This is a genomic window from Variovorax sp. 770b2 (assembly GCF_900115685.1).
Classification (GTDB): domain Bacteria; phylum Pseudomonadota; class Gammaproteobacteria; order Burkholderiales; family Burkholderiaceae_C; genus Variovorax.
This window is the reverse complement of the sequence record NZ_FOXJ01000001.1, coordinates 2,411,224-2,425,523: the sequence shown is the minus strand read 5'-3', so window position 1 is coordinate 2,425,523 and position 14,300 is coordinate 2,411,224. Positions and strand designations below refer to the sequence as shown.

Here is a 14,300-nt window from a genome sequence, read left to right as displayed (position 1 = left end):
TTCCCCTGCAACACACCAAGGCCACACCATGCCCATCTCGTCTTTTCGCCGCATCTGCACCGTGGCCGCCTGCGCCGCGCTCGCCGCGGGTTGCTCGACCCTGCCGCCGCCGGCCACCGAAGGCCCCGGCAAATTCGCCGACGCGCACTTCCACATCGCCAACTACGCCTACCAGGGCGCGTCGCTCAAGCAGCTGCTGCGCGACTACATGAAGGACGACATGGTGCGCTCCACCGTCATGCCCCTGCCGCTGCAGCAGAAGTGGGACGGCTTCGAGCAGTACGCGGGCGACAAGGTCGCGCCCACCTACTACCTCGGGCCGAAGGCCGAGCTGTACTACTACGCTTTTGCCGATGCGATGTACGCGAAGGAATACCTCACGCTGACACCGGCCGAGCAGGGCCGCCTCGACCTGATGATCACCGGCTTCAACCCGATGGACCGCTATGCGGCGCAGCACATCAAGCGCGCGCTGCTGACCTTCCCCGGTGCCTTCACCGGCATCGGCGAGTTCACGGTGCACAAGGAGCTGGTGTCGCGCAAGATCGCCGGCGACCCGATCAGCTACACCGCCGTGGGTGGCAGGCAGCCTCCGGACACGACCGAGAAGGACGGCAAGCTCTCGCTCTACAGCCCCGCGCTGGTGGACATCCTGAAGACGGTGGCCGAGACCGGCCTGGTCGCCACGCTGCACAACGACATCTACCCGGCCGATGTGACCTACGACGGCACGGTGGAGGCGCTGCGCCCGCAGAACAACTACGAGGCGGGCCTCACGCAGCTGTGCGTGCAGGCGCCGGGTGCCAGCGTGATCTGGGCGCACACGGGGCTCGGACGCTTCGTGAAGCCGACGCGCGACCATCTGCAGATGGTGTCGCGCGTGCTCGATGCCTGCCCCGGATGGAGCGTCGACATTTCATGGGACATCGTGCAGGAGCGCTTCATCAAGCCCGAGCCGGGCATGCCGAGCACCGACGAGTGGGCGCAGTTCGTCACCCGCTACCAGGACCGCGTGCTGTGGGGTTCGGACACCGTGATCTACAGCCGCAACGTGGTCGATGCCAAGGGCGTGCCGGTCTCGATGGGCAAGCGCATGACCTTCGACCAGTACATGGCCGTGCCGAAGATCACGTCGCCGTTGTTCGAGAAGGTGGGCCCGCAGATCAGCCAGAAGGTGCGCGTGGGCAACTACGTGAAGCTGTTCGACGGTGCGAAGAAGAAGGTGCGCGCCTGGGAGGCAGCGCATGCCGCGGACGACGTGTGGGACCTGAGCGCCCGCTAGGCCTTCAGATGAAGTAGGCCTTCACGGCCCACAGGACGCCCAGCACGACAGCGACCAGCACGACGAAGAGCACCCAGGCCTGGGCGAACGCCTGGGCCTCCGTGATGGGGACGGAGGCTGCCGCTGGAGGCGGGCTAGGGGCGGCGGGCGGTTGTGGGTTCATTCCCGACTGTACCCCGCGCGGGTCCGGCCGCGGCCGGTTTTACCGAAGCGTCCCGCCGGGCCATCGCCAGCAGGATGCCGGCCGCGACGAGGTTCGCGCCGATGCTGGCCACGATCGGCAGCAGGTAGCTGCGGCTGACGTCGAACGCAAAGCCCGCCGCGCTCGGCCCCACCAGGGTGCCCACGGCCACGCTGGTGTAGAGCACGCCGATGATCGCGCCGATGTTGCGTCCGCCGAAGCAGTCCATCACCAGCGCCGGCAGCAGCGCAACGAAGCCGCCGTAGAACACGCCGTAGGCGAACGCGAACGCGGCCAGCCCCCAGAACCCGCCGGACACGGCCCACACCACCAGCGAAAGCGCCATGCCCGCGGACATCAGCGGCAGTGCCAGCTGGCGGCCGATGCGGTCGGCCAGCCTGCCGAGAAAGAAGCGGCCCGCCGTGCTGCCGACGCCGATGGCGCCCAGCAGCAGCACCGCGGAGGTCGACGGCACGCCATGGTCGAGCGCATAGGGCACGAGGTGGACGAAGGGCACGAACAGGCCGAACGAACTGATGAGGCATGCCGCATAGAGGCCGGCGAAGCGCCGCGACGTGACCGCCTCCCGCACCGTCGCGCCTGCGGGCCTGGCCGATGGGGCTTGCGGCTGCGGCGGATCGCCATCGGGACCGAGCCCGCGATCGCGCGGGTCGTTCTCGATCAGCAGCGCCATGCCGACGCCCACCACCACGGCGAGCACGCCGAGCGCCAGGTAGGCGTGGCGCCATCCGATGCCATCGATGAGGAACGATGCCAATGGCGGCATCACCAGCGTGCCCACGCCGATGCCGCTGACCGCAAGCCCCGACGCGAATCCGCGCCGCTTGACGAACCAGCGCTGCACCGCGCCGAGCACCGGCACGTACGACGCGCCGACGCCCAGGCCAACACCCAGCCCATATGCGAGGTAGATCTGCGTGAGGCTCCGCGCCTGCCCCGCGAGGGCCAGACCGAGCCCGACCAGCACCATGCCCCCGACCGCGAGCCGCCGTGAACCCCAGCGGTCCGCCAGCGGGCCGCTGATGACGCCCAGCCCGAAGTAGAGAAAGCCCGCGAGCGAGAACACCAGCGAGACCGAGCCGCGCGAGGCGCCGAAGTCGCGCTGCAGCGATTCGAGAAAGGCGCTGAAGGTGTAGGCGCTGCCGAAGCCCACGAGGGTCACGGCGAAGGCGCCCGCGACCACGAGCCAGCCACGGAAGAGGCGTGCGCGCGGCGAAGTGGATGAAGGGGGTGAAGGGGGTGAAGGGGATGAGGGGGATGAAGGGGTCAAGGGGGAGGTCTCCATGGTCTTCTTCAGTCCAGCGGATGGCGGCGGTGCCATGCGGTCACGCCCTGGAACGCGGTGCCGGCGCGGACCAGCGTGGCTTCGTCCATGTGCGCTGCGACCAGCTGGAAGGCGAGCGGCATGCCGGCATCGGTGAACCCGCCGGGCAGCGTGATCGTGGGGTGGCCGGTCATGTCGAAAGGTGCGGTGTAGCGCAGCAATGCGGACACCAGTGTCGGCGTTTCGCCCAGGGTCTGCATCGTCGCGACAGTGGGCGATGCGAAGGGATGCACCGGGATCAGCAGCAGGTCGATGCCGGCGAACAGCGCCGAGACACGGCCGCGCAGGGCCATGCGGCGCAGTTGGATTTTCTGGAATCCGGTTCCGCTCGCGGCATGGCCGGATTCGATGACCGAGGCGAGCACGGGACCATACGCGTCCTTGCGCGACGGCCAGGTCGCTTCGTGCGCCACGGCGGCTTCCACCGCGCAGAGCGCAAACCAGTCCGCCACCGCCTGCGTCACGTCGGGAAAGCGCAGGTCGACAAGGCGGGCGCCGAGGGCGCGCAAGGTCTCGGCGCCGCTCTTCAGCATGGCCTGCGTCGCGGGGTCCACGCCGTTGCCATTCCATGCGGCATCGATGCCGATGCGCAGGCCGCGCACGCCGTGGTCCGCCGTCGCAAGGTAGTCGGGCACCGGGTCGCGTGCGGCGGTCGGATCGTTCTCGTCGCTGCCCGCGATCGCGCCGAGCAGCATGCCGGCATCGAGCGCGCTGCGCGCCATCGGGCCGACGTGGTCCAGCGAGGCCGCGAGCTCGAACACGCCGTGCCGGCTCACGCGGCCCCAGCTCGGCTTGATGCCGGTGAGGCCGTTGGCCGCGCAGGGAAAGCGGATCGACCCGCCTGTGTCGGAACCTAGCGAGCCATAGCAGAGGCCCGCAGCCGTCGCCACGCCCGAGCCGCTGGACGACATGCCGGGCCAATGGTCCGCATGCCATGGATTGCGCGGCGGCGTGATGGACGGGTGGTGATCGGAATAGGCGCCTTCCGTCAGCTGCAGCTTGCCCAGCAGCACCGCGCCGGCCTCCTTCAGGCGGCGCACCACGGTCGCATCCTCGGCGGGGATGTGGTGCTTGTGGATCGCCATGCCGCCCGCGGTGGCGAAGCCGGCGGTGAAGCACAGGTCCTTCACGGCGATGGGCACGCCGTGCAGCGGGCCGCGGTACCGGCCCGCGGCGATCTCTGTTTGCGCCGCTTCGGCCTGCGCCATCGCGGCGTCGGCCATCACCAGCGCGTAGCTGTGGAGCGCGCCGTCCAGCGCACGGATGCGGTCGAGCTGGGCGCGGAGCACTGCAACCGGAGAGACCTGGCGCGTGCGGATGCGCGCGGCCAGTTCCGTGAGTTCCAGGTAGTGCATGGCGTCTCTCGAACGATCAGAATATCTAAGGTCATGGGGACCTGGTGCGTGCAGCAAGGTGGTTTCTCTTTTCGGCTTCGTTGTGCCAATATTCCCCTCTATGGCATCGCCTCGCAAACCAGATTTTCTGAAGATTCCGGATCAGATTAACTAAATGATGGAACACCAACTTCCACCGCTCAACGCGCTGCGTGCCTTCGAGGCCACCGCCCGCCATCTCTCGGTCAAGAACGCGGCGGACGAGCTGTGCGTGACGCCCGGCGCGGTGAGCCAGTTGATCAAGACGCTGGAGCTGCACCTGGGCGTTCCGCTCTTTCGCCGCGTGAACCGCGGCATCTTCCTCACCGAGGTCGGCCAGGCCTACCTGCCGCCGGTGCGCAATGCCTTCCGCCAGATCAGCGACGCCACGCGCCGCGTCGCGGTGCCCGAGGACACGGGCATCCTCACCGTGAGCGCCACGCCGTTCTTCGCTTCCGCGTGGCTGGTGCCGCGGCTCAAGGGCTTCCAGGACGCGCATCCCGACATCGACCTGCAGGTGGTGAGCAGCAGTGCGCTGGCCGACTTCTCGCGCGATGGCGTGGATGTCGCGATCCGCCACGGGCTGGGCCGCTACCCGGGGTTGAGCAGCCAGCGCGTGTTGACGGTGGAGATCGTTCCTGTCGCGGCGCCCGCATTGGTCAAGCGCCTCGGCATGCCGGAAGCGCCGGCCGATCTCACGCGCTGGCCGCGCGTGAACGATGCCGAGCGCAAGGCCTGGGCGCTGTGGTTCGAGGCGCAGGGCATCCAGAGCGCCGGGCCGGTGCGAGGCCCGTCCTTCGACGATTCGGGCCTGCTCCTGAAGGCCGTGCTCACGGGGCAGGGTGCCGCCTTGCTGCCCGCCGCAGTGGTGGCCGACGACCTGGCGGAAGGCCGGCTCGTGCAGCTCTCGGATGCGAGCTGGATCGAAGACTTCGCCTACTACCTCGTCTGCCCGGAAAACAGCCACGACCGTCCGAAGGTCGCGGCCTTTCGCGAATGGGTCTTGAGCGAGGCGAGCAGGAAAGCCACCCGTCCGCGCAAGAGAGCGCCCGCTAGAGCAACTCGATCCCGGGCAGGCTCTTGAAGCAGCTCTCGCGCGTGATGTGCACGAAATCGGCGAGCCACGGCTGATCGGAGGTCGCCTGCGTGCAGGCCATGTAGAGCCGCCCCGTCAGCCCCTTGCTGCCGACGCGTCGCGCCGTGACGTAGCCGCGGTCCAGGTAGTTCTGCACCGCCCACAGCGGGAGGGTCGCCACGCCGCGCCCGCTCGCGACCAGCTGCAGCATCGCCACCGTGAGCTCTGTCGTGCGCCGGTGCGCGGGCTCCACGCCGGCCGGTGCGAGCACCTGCCGCACGATGTCCAGCATCTCGTCGGGCACGGGGTAGGTGATCAGCGTCTGGTCGGCGAAATGCCGGGCCGTGAGATGCGCCTTGGCCGTGAGCGCGTGGTCGTTGGCGAGCAGCGCGACGATCTCGAAGCGGAAGAGCGCGTGGTAGTCGACCGTTTCATCCGGGTCTTCCTCGGAGACGATGGCCACCTCGGCGCGGTTCTGCATCACCAGCGCGATCGGGTCGGGGTGGAAGCCCGAGACGATGTCCAGCTCGATCTCGGGCCAGCGCTGGCGGAAGGCGTCCATCGCGGGCATCAGCCAGTCGAAGCAGGTGTGGCACTCGACCACGATGCGCAACTGGCCGCTGCGCCCGAGCGCGAGCCGCGCCACGTCGCGCTCTGCTTCTTCGATCAACGGCATTGCGGTGTCGGCCAGTTGCAGCAGCCGCAGGCCCGTGGTGCTGAACTGCGGCGGCACCGACTTGCGCTCGAAGAGTTGCGCGCCATAGCGGTCTTCGAGCAGCTTGATCTGGTGCGACAACGCCGACTGCGTGAGGTTGAGCAACTGCGCCGCGCGCACCAGGCTGCCGGTGTCGCGCAGCGCGATGAGCGTGCGCAGGTGGCGGATTTCGAGGATCGACTGCAACATGAATGAGATTCAAGTGAATGGGCAAAACGTTTCGTTTGAATCATAGACCCCAAACCGTGACCATTGCAGGCTCTCAAGATTCACGCGACCGGATTACCTGCAATGACCACCCGTACCCACACCCTCGGCTTTCCGCGCATGGGCGCCAACCGCGAACTGAAGTTCGCACTCGAAAAGCACTGGCGCGGCGAGATCGACCGTGCAGCGCTCGAGGCCGTCGGCGAGGAATTGCGTGCGCGCCACTGGCAGGCCCAGCGCGATGCGGGGCTCGACTGCGTGACCGTGGGCGACTTCGCCTACTACGACCAGGTGGCCAACCACATCCAGCTGCTCGGCTGCGAGCCGGCGCGCTTCGACTTCTTCGGCGACGAGCCTGAACTTTCGCGCTACTTCAAGATGGCGCGCGGTGTGGAAGACGAGATTGGCCATGTGCACGACGAGAGCTGCAACCACGGCGCCGAAGGGACCTTCGCGCTGGAGATGACCAAGTGGTTCGACACCAACTACCACTACCTCGTGCCCGAATTCACCGCGGCCACGCAGTTCGCGCTGGCCTCGACGCGCCTCTTCGACGAAGTGGCGCAGGCGCAGCAGGCCGGGCATGCGGTCAAGGCCGTGCTGCTCGGGCCGTTGAGCTTCCTGTATCTCGGCAAGGAGAAGGAGGCCGGGTTCGACCGCTTCTCGCTGCTCGATGCGCTGCTGCCCGTGTACGAGCAGGTGCTCACGCGCCTGAAGCAGCAGGGCGTGGAGTGGGTGCAGATCGACGAGCCCATCCTCGGCCTGGACCTGCCCGATGCATGGCGCAATGCCTTCGAGCGCGCCTACTGGCAGCTCGCACGCAGCGCGCCCAAGCTGCTGCTGGCGACGTATTTCTCGCCGCTCTCCGACAACCTGCGCCTGGCCTGCCAACTGCCGGTCGCCGGCCTGCATGTGGACGCGGTGCGCTCGCCGCAGGAGCTGACGGGCGTGGCCGACTGGCTCCCGGCGCACAAGGTGCTGTCGGTCGGCATCGTCGATGGCCGCAACATCTGGCGCACCGATCCCGATGCCGCGCTCGCCACGCTGCGCCCGGTCGTCGACAAGAACCGCGGCGAACTGTGGATCGCGCCGTCGTGTTCGCTGCTGCATGTGCCGTTCAGCCTCGCGGCCGAGACGAAGCTCGATGCCGAGCTCAAGTCGTGGCTGGCGTTCGCCGTCGAAAAACTCGATGAGCTGCGCGTGCTGCGTGCCGTGCTGGATGGCCGTGAAGCATCGGTTGCGAACGAACTCAAGCTCGCCCGTGCAGCCGTCGCAGCGCGCCGCAGCAGCCCGCGCGTGCACCGCGCCGACGTGGCGCTGCGCCTGGCGCGCAGCGTGGCCGGCGACGACGCCCGCACCTCGGTCTTCCCGCAGCGCCAGTCGGTGCAGCGCACGCGCTTCGCGTTGCCCGCGCTGCCGACCACCACCATCGGTTCGTTCCCGCAGACCTCGGACATCCGCGCCGCGCGCGCCGCCTTCAAGCGCGGCGAACTCGATGCGGCCGGCTACCGCGAGAAGATGCGCGCCGAGATCGCGCTGGCTGTGCGCAAGCAGGAAGAACTGGGCATCGACGTGCTGGTGCATGGCGAGGCCGAGCGCAACGACATGGTCGAATACTTCGGCGAACAGCTGGACGGCTTTGCCTTCACGGCCAACGGCTGGGTGCAGTCGTACGGTTCGCGTTGCGTGAAGCCGCCGGTGATCTTCGGCGACGTGGCGCGCCCGGCCGCGATGACGGTCGAGTGGACCGCCTATGCGCAGAGCCTCACCAGGCTGCCGATGAAGGGCATGCTGACCGGCCCGGTCACCATCCTGCAATGGTCCTTCGTGCGCGACGACCAGCCGCGCGCCACCACCTGCGAGCAGATCGCCTGGGCGATCCGCGACGAGGTGGTGGACCTCGAAGGCGCGGGCATCGGCATCATCCAGATCGACGAGCCCGCGATCCGCGAAGGCCTGCCGCTGCGCCGTGCCGGTTGGCCCGCGTACCTGAAGTCGGCCACGCGCGCCTTCCGCATCAGCGCCTCGGGCGTGCGCGACGAGACGCAGATCCACACGCACATGTGCTATTCGGAATTCAACGACATCCTGCCGGAGATCGCGGCCATGGATGCCGACGTGATCACCATCGAGACCAGCCGCTCGGACATGGAGTTGCTGCGCGCGTTCGGTGGACCAGGGGGCGAGAACAACGCGGGGGGCTTCCGCTACCCGAACGAGATCGGCCCGGGCGTGTACGACATCCATTCGCCGCGCGTGCCCTCGGTGGACGAGATCGTGCGGCTGATGCGCAAGGCCGCGGGCGTGGTGCCGCACGAGAACCTCTGGATCAACCCGGACTGCGGCCTGAAGACCCGCGGATGGCCCGAGACCGAGGCGGCGCTGTCGAACATGGTCACGGCCGCGAAGCTGCTGCGCAGGGAACTGGCGGCCGCCTGATGAAGGCCCGGGAGGAAGGGCGGTCGTGGCGAGCGCCAATAATGGCGCCATGACTTTCTCTCCTCTCGCAGCCCAACGTCTTGCCCTCGTCCTTTCATTGCTGCTCGCGCCGGCCGTGGCCTGGGCGCAGGACCGTGCGCAGGCACTGCTGCAGTTCGAAGGCGTTCAGGCGCGCTACCAGGCCGCGTATGCGCCCGGCGCCGTATCGCGCGATGCGCGGCAGCTGCTGGCCCCGCCGGACCAGGCCATCGCCGACAAGGCGCTCGCGGCGCTGGACACGGCCGCGTCGCGCTCGTTCGACGTCAAGGCCTCGGTGGCTGCGATCCAGCAGGAGGTGGCCGCTGCCGGCAAGGGCGGCGCCGCGCCGAGCCCGCAGGTGCTGGAGGCGGTGGCGCGCTTCGCGAAGCTGCGCGCCGACTATGCGGCGATGGACGATGCCGGCAAAGTCGAATTTTTCAACCGCGAGCGCGCGAAGCCGGCCGACCCCGCGCGCACCGAACTGCTCGAACGCATGGCCGTGGCCGACACGCGCGAAGTCGATTTCTCCAGCCAGCTGCTGCTGAGTTCCGTCGTCAAGCAACTGGCCCGCGGCAATGCGGGCCAGTTCACCTCGCTGCCCGATCGCACGCTGGACATGGCGGTCGACACGCTGTGGTCGCGCGGCATCACCTCGCCGCGTCCGCGCAACCTGCTGACCGTGGCGCGCGAATTCGAGAAGCAGGTCACGCAGGCCTTGCTCGCGGCACTGCCCGATGCGGACGTGGCGGCCTTGCTCGCCTGGCGCAACGAGCCGCAGGCCGCGGCCGAACGCGAGGCGCTGGTGGGCACCTACCGGGCCGAGGTCAAGGGGAGCGGCGCCGTGGCGATCCGGACGCTGGTGCGCGGCTGGCCCCGCTCCTGAGCGCCGCGAGAGCGGTGCGAGACCCCATCTGGCGCAGCCCGCGCGGCGCCGTACCTGTCGGGCGCCGCGGCGTAGGGCATGAAGCGGCTCTGGTTCTCGTCCACGTCGAGCGGCCGGCCGACGAAGGGAAAGGCGCGCTGCGGGCAGGCTTCGCGCTCGCACACCTTGCAGCCCGCGCCGATGGGCGTCGGCACCTCGGGGTCGCGCAGGTCCAGGCCCTTGGAATAGACGAGCCGCGTCGCGTGGCTGATGTCGCAGCCCAGGCCGATCGAGAAGGTCTTGTTGGGCGAGCCGTAGCCGCGAAAGCCGTGGGACACCGTGCGTGCGATCCAGAGGTAGGCGCGCCCGTCGGGCATGCGCGCAAGCTGCGTGAGCACGCGCCCCGGTTGCGCGAAGGCCTCGTACACGTTCCATAGCGGGCAGGTGCCGCCGGTCTTGGAGAAGTGGAAGTGCGTGGCCGACTGGCGCTTGGAGATGTTGCCCGCGCGGTCGACGCGGATGAGAAAGAAGGGCACGCCCCGCGCTTCGGGCCGCTGCAGCGAACTCAGCCGGTGGCAGATCGTTTCGAAGCCCACGCCGAAGCGGCGCGCGAGCTGGTCGATGTCGTAGCGCAACTGCTCGGCGGCTTCGAGGAACACGCCATAGGGCAGCAGCAGCGCGGCCGCGAAGTAGTTCGCCAGGCCGATGCGCGCGAGCGATCGCGCGGTGTCGCTCGACAGCGGCGCCTCGGCAACCAAGGTGTCGATCGTGTCGCCAAGTTCGAGAAAGGCCAGTTGCGTCGCGAGCTGGAAGGCGTGCTGGCCCGGCTCCAGGTAGCGCGAGAGCCTGAGCACGCGCGTGGCCGGATCGAAGCGGCGTTGCGCGCCGCCCTCGTCGTCTTCGGCCGGAATCACCTGCACGCCGTGGGCTTCGAGCAGGCGGTGCGCGAGCCGGTCGCCGGGGTTGCCTTCGCGCAGGCGCCACCCGGTGGAGAACGCCTCGGCGGCGTTGTCCAGCGGGGCGATGTGGTTCTGGTGCGCGAAGAAGAAGTCGCGCACTTCCTCGAAGGGCATCGGCCGTGCCTGCGGCAGGCGCGCGAGGTCGCCGCGGCCATCGCCGAGCTCGCCGGCCAGTGCCTCGAGGCGCTCCATCGCGTCGCGGTGGCGTTGATGCAGCGCGATCAGTGCGCGGCCCACCGCGGGCATCTGCGTGGCGACTTCTCGCAGCTCGGCGAGCGCGACCGCATCGCCGCCCGGGTTGTCGGCCAGCGCCTCGCGCAGGCTCGCGACGAGGCGCGCTTCCTCGTCTTCCGAGAAAGCCTGGATGTCCACGCCCAGCGTGGCGTGCAGGCGCAGCAGCACCGGCACGGTGAGCGGCCGCTGGTTCTGCTCGATCTGGTTGAGGTAGCTGGGCGACAGGCCCAGCTGCTGCGCGAGCGCGAGCTGGCTCAGGCCGCGCGCTTCGCGGAGGCTCCGCAGCCGCACGCCCATGAAGGTCTTCTTCATCGTTCGATCCGTTCTTCGATGTTCGCAAGATTCGCAAATCTGGCGCGCCGTCTTCGCAATCATTCGCCAATTCAGCCCTTCATTATGGGCGCGGTCTTGCGTAAATTGCGAATCATGCAAAACGCTCGCGGCACGGTCCGGTTGATCGAGGTGGTGTTCCCCGAACACACCAACCACTACGGCACGCTGTTCGGCGGGCAGGCGCTGCAGCTGCTGTCGAAGGCCGCATTTCTCGGCGGCCGCGGCTTCGTGCGCGGCGACGTGGTGATGGCGCGCTGCGGCGAGGTGTTGTTCCATGCGCCGGTGCGGTTGGGCAGCACGCTGGTGCTCGATGCGCATGTTTCACGCGTGGGCCGCAGCTCGCTCACCGTGCGGGTCGCAGGCAGCGTGCAGGACGTGGCCACCGAGGCGCTCACGCGCGTGCTCGACGGCGAATTCGAGATGGTGGCCGTGGACGCCGCCGGACGCCCGGTGCGGCTGGCGAACCCGCCGCGCCTTCAAGAACAGACATTCGAGGAGACCGTATGACCCTGACCGCAGACAGCCTTCAAGCCAGTGGCTTCAAGCCCAAGAAATCCGTCGCGCTCTCGGGCGTGACCGCGGGCAACACCGCGCTGTGCACCGTGGGCCGCAACGGCAACGACCTGCACTACCGCGGCTACGACATCCTGGACATCGCCGATGTCTGCGAGTTCGAGGAGATCGCGCATCTGCTGGTGCATGGCAAGTTGCCGACCGCCTCCGAACTGCGCGCCTACAAGGGACGTCTGAAGGCGATGCGCGGCCTGCCCGCGAGCGTGAAGGAGGCGCTGGAGCGCCTGCCCGCCAGCGCCCACCCGATGGACGTGATGCGCACCGGCGTCTCGGCCCTGGGCTGCGTGCTGCCCGAGAAGGACGACCATTCGCTGCCCGGCGCGCGCGACATCGCCGACCGCCTGATGGCCTCGCTCGGTTCGATGCTGCTGTACTGGTACCACTGGTCCACGCAGGGCCGGCGCATCGAGGTGGAGACCGACGACGAATCGATCGGCGCGCATTTCCTGCATCTACTGCATGGCTGCACGCCCTCGGCGAGCTGGGAGCGCGCGATGCACACCTCGCTCAACCTCTATGCCGAGCACGAGTTCAATGCCTCGACATTCACCGCGCGCGTGGTGGCGGGCACGGGCTCCGATGTGTACTCGGCCATCACCGGCGCCATCGGCGCGCTGCGCGGCCCGAAGCACGGCGGCGCCAACGAGGTGGCCTTCGAGATCCAGAAGCGCTACGACACGCCCGACGAAGCCGAGGCCGACATTCGCCGCCGCGTGGAGGCCAAGGAGGTCGTGATCGGTTTCGGCCACCCCGTGTACACCGTGTCGGACCCGCGCAACGTGGTCATCAAGCGCGTGGCGAAGAAGCTCTCCGACGAGGCCGGGTCCACCCGCATGTACGACATTGCCGACCGGCTGGAAACTGTCATGTGGGACGCGAAGAAGATGTTCCCGAACCTGGACTGGTTCAGCGCCGTGAGCTACCACATGCTGGGCGTTCCGACCGCGATGTTCACGCCGCTCTTCGTGATCGCGCGCACCAGCGGCTGGGCGGCGCACATCATCGAGCAGCGGCAGGACAACAAGATCATCCGGCCCAGTGCCAACTACACCGGGCCCGAAGACCTGATCTTCGTGCCCATCTCGGACCGCCGCTAACGCCTGCGCACCATTTACCGCAACAGAGAAGAACCATGTCCGCTTCCGTTTCCGCTTCCATCAGCAACGTCCGCCCCGAACCCGACCAGGTGCTGGTCGACATCGTCGACTACGTGCTCGCGCACCAGCAGATCACCAGCGCGCTGGCCTATGAGACCGCGCGCCATTGCCTGATCGATACGCTCGGCTGCGGCCTCGAGGCGCTCGAGTACCCGGCCTGCACCAAGCTGCTCGGCCCGGTCGTGCCCGGCACGGTGGTGCCCCACGGCGCGAAGGTGCCCGGCACGCCGCACCAGCTCGACCCGATCCAGGCCGCCTTCAACATCGGCACGATGATCCGCTGGCTCGACTTCAACGACACCTGGCTCGCGGCGGAGTGGGGCCATCCGAGCGACAACCTGGGCGGCATCCTGGCCACGGCCGATTGGCTCAGCCGCAACGCGGTGGCTGCCGGCCGCGCGCCGCTCACGATGCGCGACGTGCTCACCGGGTTGATCCAGGCGCACGAGATCCAGGGCTGCCTCGCGCTGGAGAACTCGTTCAACAAGGTCGGGCTCGATCACGTCGTGCTGGTGAAGGTGGCGTCGACCGCGGTAGTGGCGCGCCTCATGGGCCTCTCGCGCGAGGAGATCGTCAACGCGGTGTCGCTCGCGTGGGTCGATGGCCAGAGCCTGCGCACCTACCGCCATGCGCCGAACACCGGCAGCCGCAAGAGCTGGGCCGCGGGCGATGCCACGAGCCGCGCGGTGCGCCTGGCGCTCATCGCCAAGACCGGCGAGATGGGCTATCCGAGCGTGCTCACCGCCAAGACCTGGGGCTTCTACGACGTGTTGTTCAAGGGGCAGCCGTTCAGGTTCCAGCGGCCTGCATCCGAATGGGGAAGCTACGTGATGGAGAACGTGCTGTTCAAGATCAGCTTTCCGGCCGAGTTCCACAGCCAGACGGCGGTGGAGGCGGGCATGGCGCTGCATGCGCAACTGCAGAAGTCCGGCAAGACGGTGGACGACATCCGGAAGGTGACGATCCGCACGCACGAAGCCTCGATCCGCATCATCGACAAGAAGGGGCCGCTCGACAATCCGGCCGACCGCGACCACTGCATCCAGTACATGGTGGCGGTGCCGATGATCTTCGGGCGCCTGACGGCCGGCGACTACGAGGACAGCGTGGCGAACGACCCGCGCATCGACGTGCTGCGCGACAAGATCGTCTGCGTGGAAGACCCGAAGTTCACCGCCGACTACCACGACCCCGAGAAGCGCAGCATCGCCAATGCGCTGACCGTCGAGTTCAAGGACGGCACGAGCTTCTCGGAGATCGTGGTCGAGTACCCGATCGGGCACAAGCGCCGCCGCGCGGACGGCATCCCGCTGCTCGAAGCGAAGTTCCGGACCAACCTGGCACGCCGCTTCGCGCTGAAGCAGCAACAGGCAATCCTGGATGTGTCGCTCGATGCGAAGAAGCTCGAAGCGATGCCGGTGCACGCGTACGTCGACCTGTACGCGTCGGCCGCCTGATTCGCCCCGTGGGAAGCCCCGGAAAGAGGGGCGTGGCATCATGAAAAAGCCCGGTCCGCCGGGCTTCTTCACACCCCACTACAACACAGG

The 14,300-nt window shown here is 68.4% G+C and carries 12 protein-coding genes; 7 read left to right on the top strand and 5 right to left on the bottom strand.

Translation table 11 applies throughout. The features are described from left to right. The first annotated feature begins 28 nt into the window (after window positions 1-28). The gene (locus BM133_RS11045) at window positions 29-1,282 is read left to right on the top strand and encodes a hypothetical protein (protein ID WP_093433657.1); all 1,254 of its coding nucleotides are present in this window, start codon (window positions 29-31) and stop codon (window positions 1,280-1,282) included. 4 nt (window positions 1,283-1,286) lie between these two features. Here the strand turns inward: BM133_RS11045 and BM133_RS35135 are convergent, their stop codons facing one another. From BM133_RS35135 to BM133_RS11035, 3 genes are read right to left on the bottom strand one after another with little or no spacing between them, the layout of a single operon-like run. Continuing rightward, complete coding sequence (locus BM133_RS35135) at window positions 1,287-1,445, bottom strand: hypothetical protein (protein ID WP_177224782.1); 159 nt, start codon at window positions 1,443-1,445, stop codon at window positions 1,287-1,289. Continuing rightward, window positions 1,417-2,769: an MFS transporter gene (locus BM133_RS11040; protein ID WP_371286317.1), complete on the bottom strand. Its 1,353-nt coding sequence runs from the start codon at window positions 2,767-2,769 to the stop codon at window positions 1,417-1,419. The genes BM133_RS35135 and BM133_RS11040 overlap by 29 nt, the downstream gene beginning before the upstream one ends. 8 nt (window positions 2,770-2,777) lie before the next feature. Then, a complete protein-coding gene (locus tag BM133_RS11035; RefSeq protein WP_093433654.1) occupies window positions 2,778-4,163 on the bottom strand; it encodes an amidase in 1,386 nt (461 codons plus the stop codon). A 154-nt stretch (window positions 4,164-4,317) separates the two neighbouring features. Between BM133_RS11035 and gcvA the strand changes: the two genes are divergently transcribed. Continuing rightward, window positions 4,318-5,265: a transcriptional regulator GcvA gene (gene gcvA, locus BM133_RS11030; protein WP_177224781.1), complete on the top strand. Its 948-nt coding sequence runs from the start codon at window positions 4,318-4,320 to the stop codon at window positions 5,263-5,265. Here the strand turns inward: gcvA and BM133_RS11025 are convergent. Then, the gene (locus tag BM133_RS11025; protein ID WP_093433653.1) at window positions 5,234-6,160 is read right to left on the bottom strand and encodes a LysR family transcriptional regulator; all 927 of its coding nucleotides are present in this window, start codon (window positions 6,158-6,160) and stop codon (window positions 5,234-5,236) included. The two genes, gcvA and BM133_RS11025, sit on opposite strands and share 32 nt — an antisense overlap. A 102-nt stretch (window positions 6,161-6,262) precedes the next feature. On the opposite strand from BM133_RS11025, the gene metE reads away from it, so the two are divergent. Together metE and BM133_RS11015 are read left to right on the top strand one after the other, a co-directional pair. Beyond that, on the top strand, window positions 6,263-8,617 hold the full coding sequence (metE, locus tag BM133_RS11020; RefSeq protein ID WP_093433651.1) for a 5-methyltetrahydropteroyltriglutamate--homocysteine S-methyltransferase: 2,355 nt from the start codon (window positions 6,263-6,265) through the stop codon (window positions 8,615-8,617). 49 nt (window positions 8,618-8,666) lie between these two features. Continuing rightward, a complete protein-coding gene (locus tag BM133_RS11015; RefSeq protein WP_093433650.1) occupies window positions 8,667-9,518 on the top strand; it encodes a hypothetical protein in 852 nt (283 codons plus the stop codon). Here the strand turns inward: BM133_RS11015 and BM133_RS11010 are convergent. Beyond that, window positions 9,446-11,002 (bottom strand): short-chain fatty acyl-CoA regulator family protein, encoded by a 1,557-nt coding sequence (locus BM133_RS11010; protein WP_093433648.1) that lies wholly within the window; start codon window positions 11,000-11,002, stop codon window positions 9,446-9,448. The genes BM133_RS11015 and BM133_RS11010 overlap by 73 nt on opposite strands. 114 nt (window positions 11,003-11,116) lie before the next feature. On the opposite strand from BM133_RS11010, the gene BM133_RS11005 reads away from it, so the two are divergent. The 3 genes from BM133_RS11005 to BM133_RS10995 are packed head-to-tail and all read left to right on the top strand — an operon-like array spanning window position 11,117 to window position 14,210. Further along, window positions 11,117-11,530, top strand: coding sequence for an acyl-CoA thioesterase (locus BM133_RS11005; RefSeq protein ID WP_256219137.1), 414 nt, complete (start codon window positions 11,117-11,119; stop codon window positions 11,528-11,530). Further along, window positions 11,527-12,693 (top strand): bifunctional 2-methylcitrate synthase/citrate synthase, encoded by a 1,167-nt coding sequence (prpC, locus tag BM133_RS11000; protein ID WP_093433645.1) that lies wholly within the window; start codon window positions 11,527-11,529, stop codon window positions 12,691-12,693. The genes BM133_RS11005 and prpC overlap by 4 nt, the downstream gene beginning before the upstream one ends. 35 nt (window positions 12,694-12,728) lie before the next feature. Further along, window positions 12,729-14,210 carry a bifunctional 2-methylcitrate dehydratase/aconitate hydratase gene (locus BM133_RS10995; RefSeq protein ID WP_093433643.1) on the top strand — a complete coding sequence of 494 codons (1,482 nt, stop codon included), beginning with the start codon at window positions 12,729-12,731 and terminating at the stop codon, window positions 14,208-14,210. The last annotated feature ends 90 nt before the right edge of the window (window positions 14,211-14,300 follow it).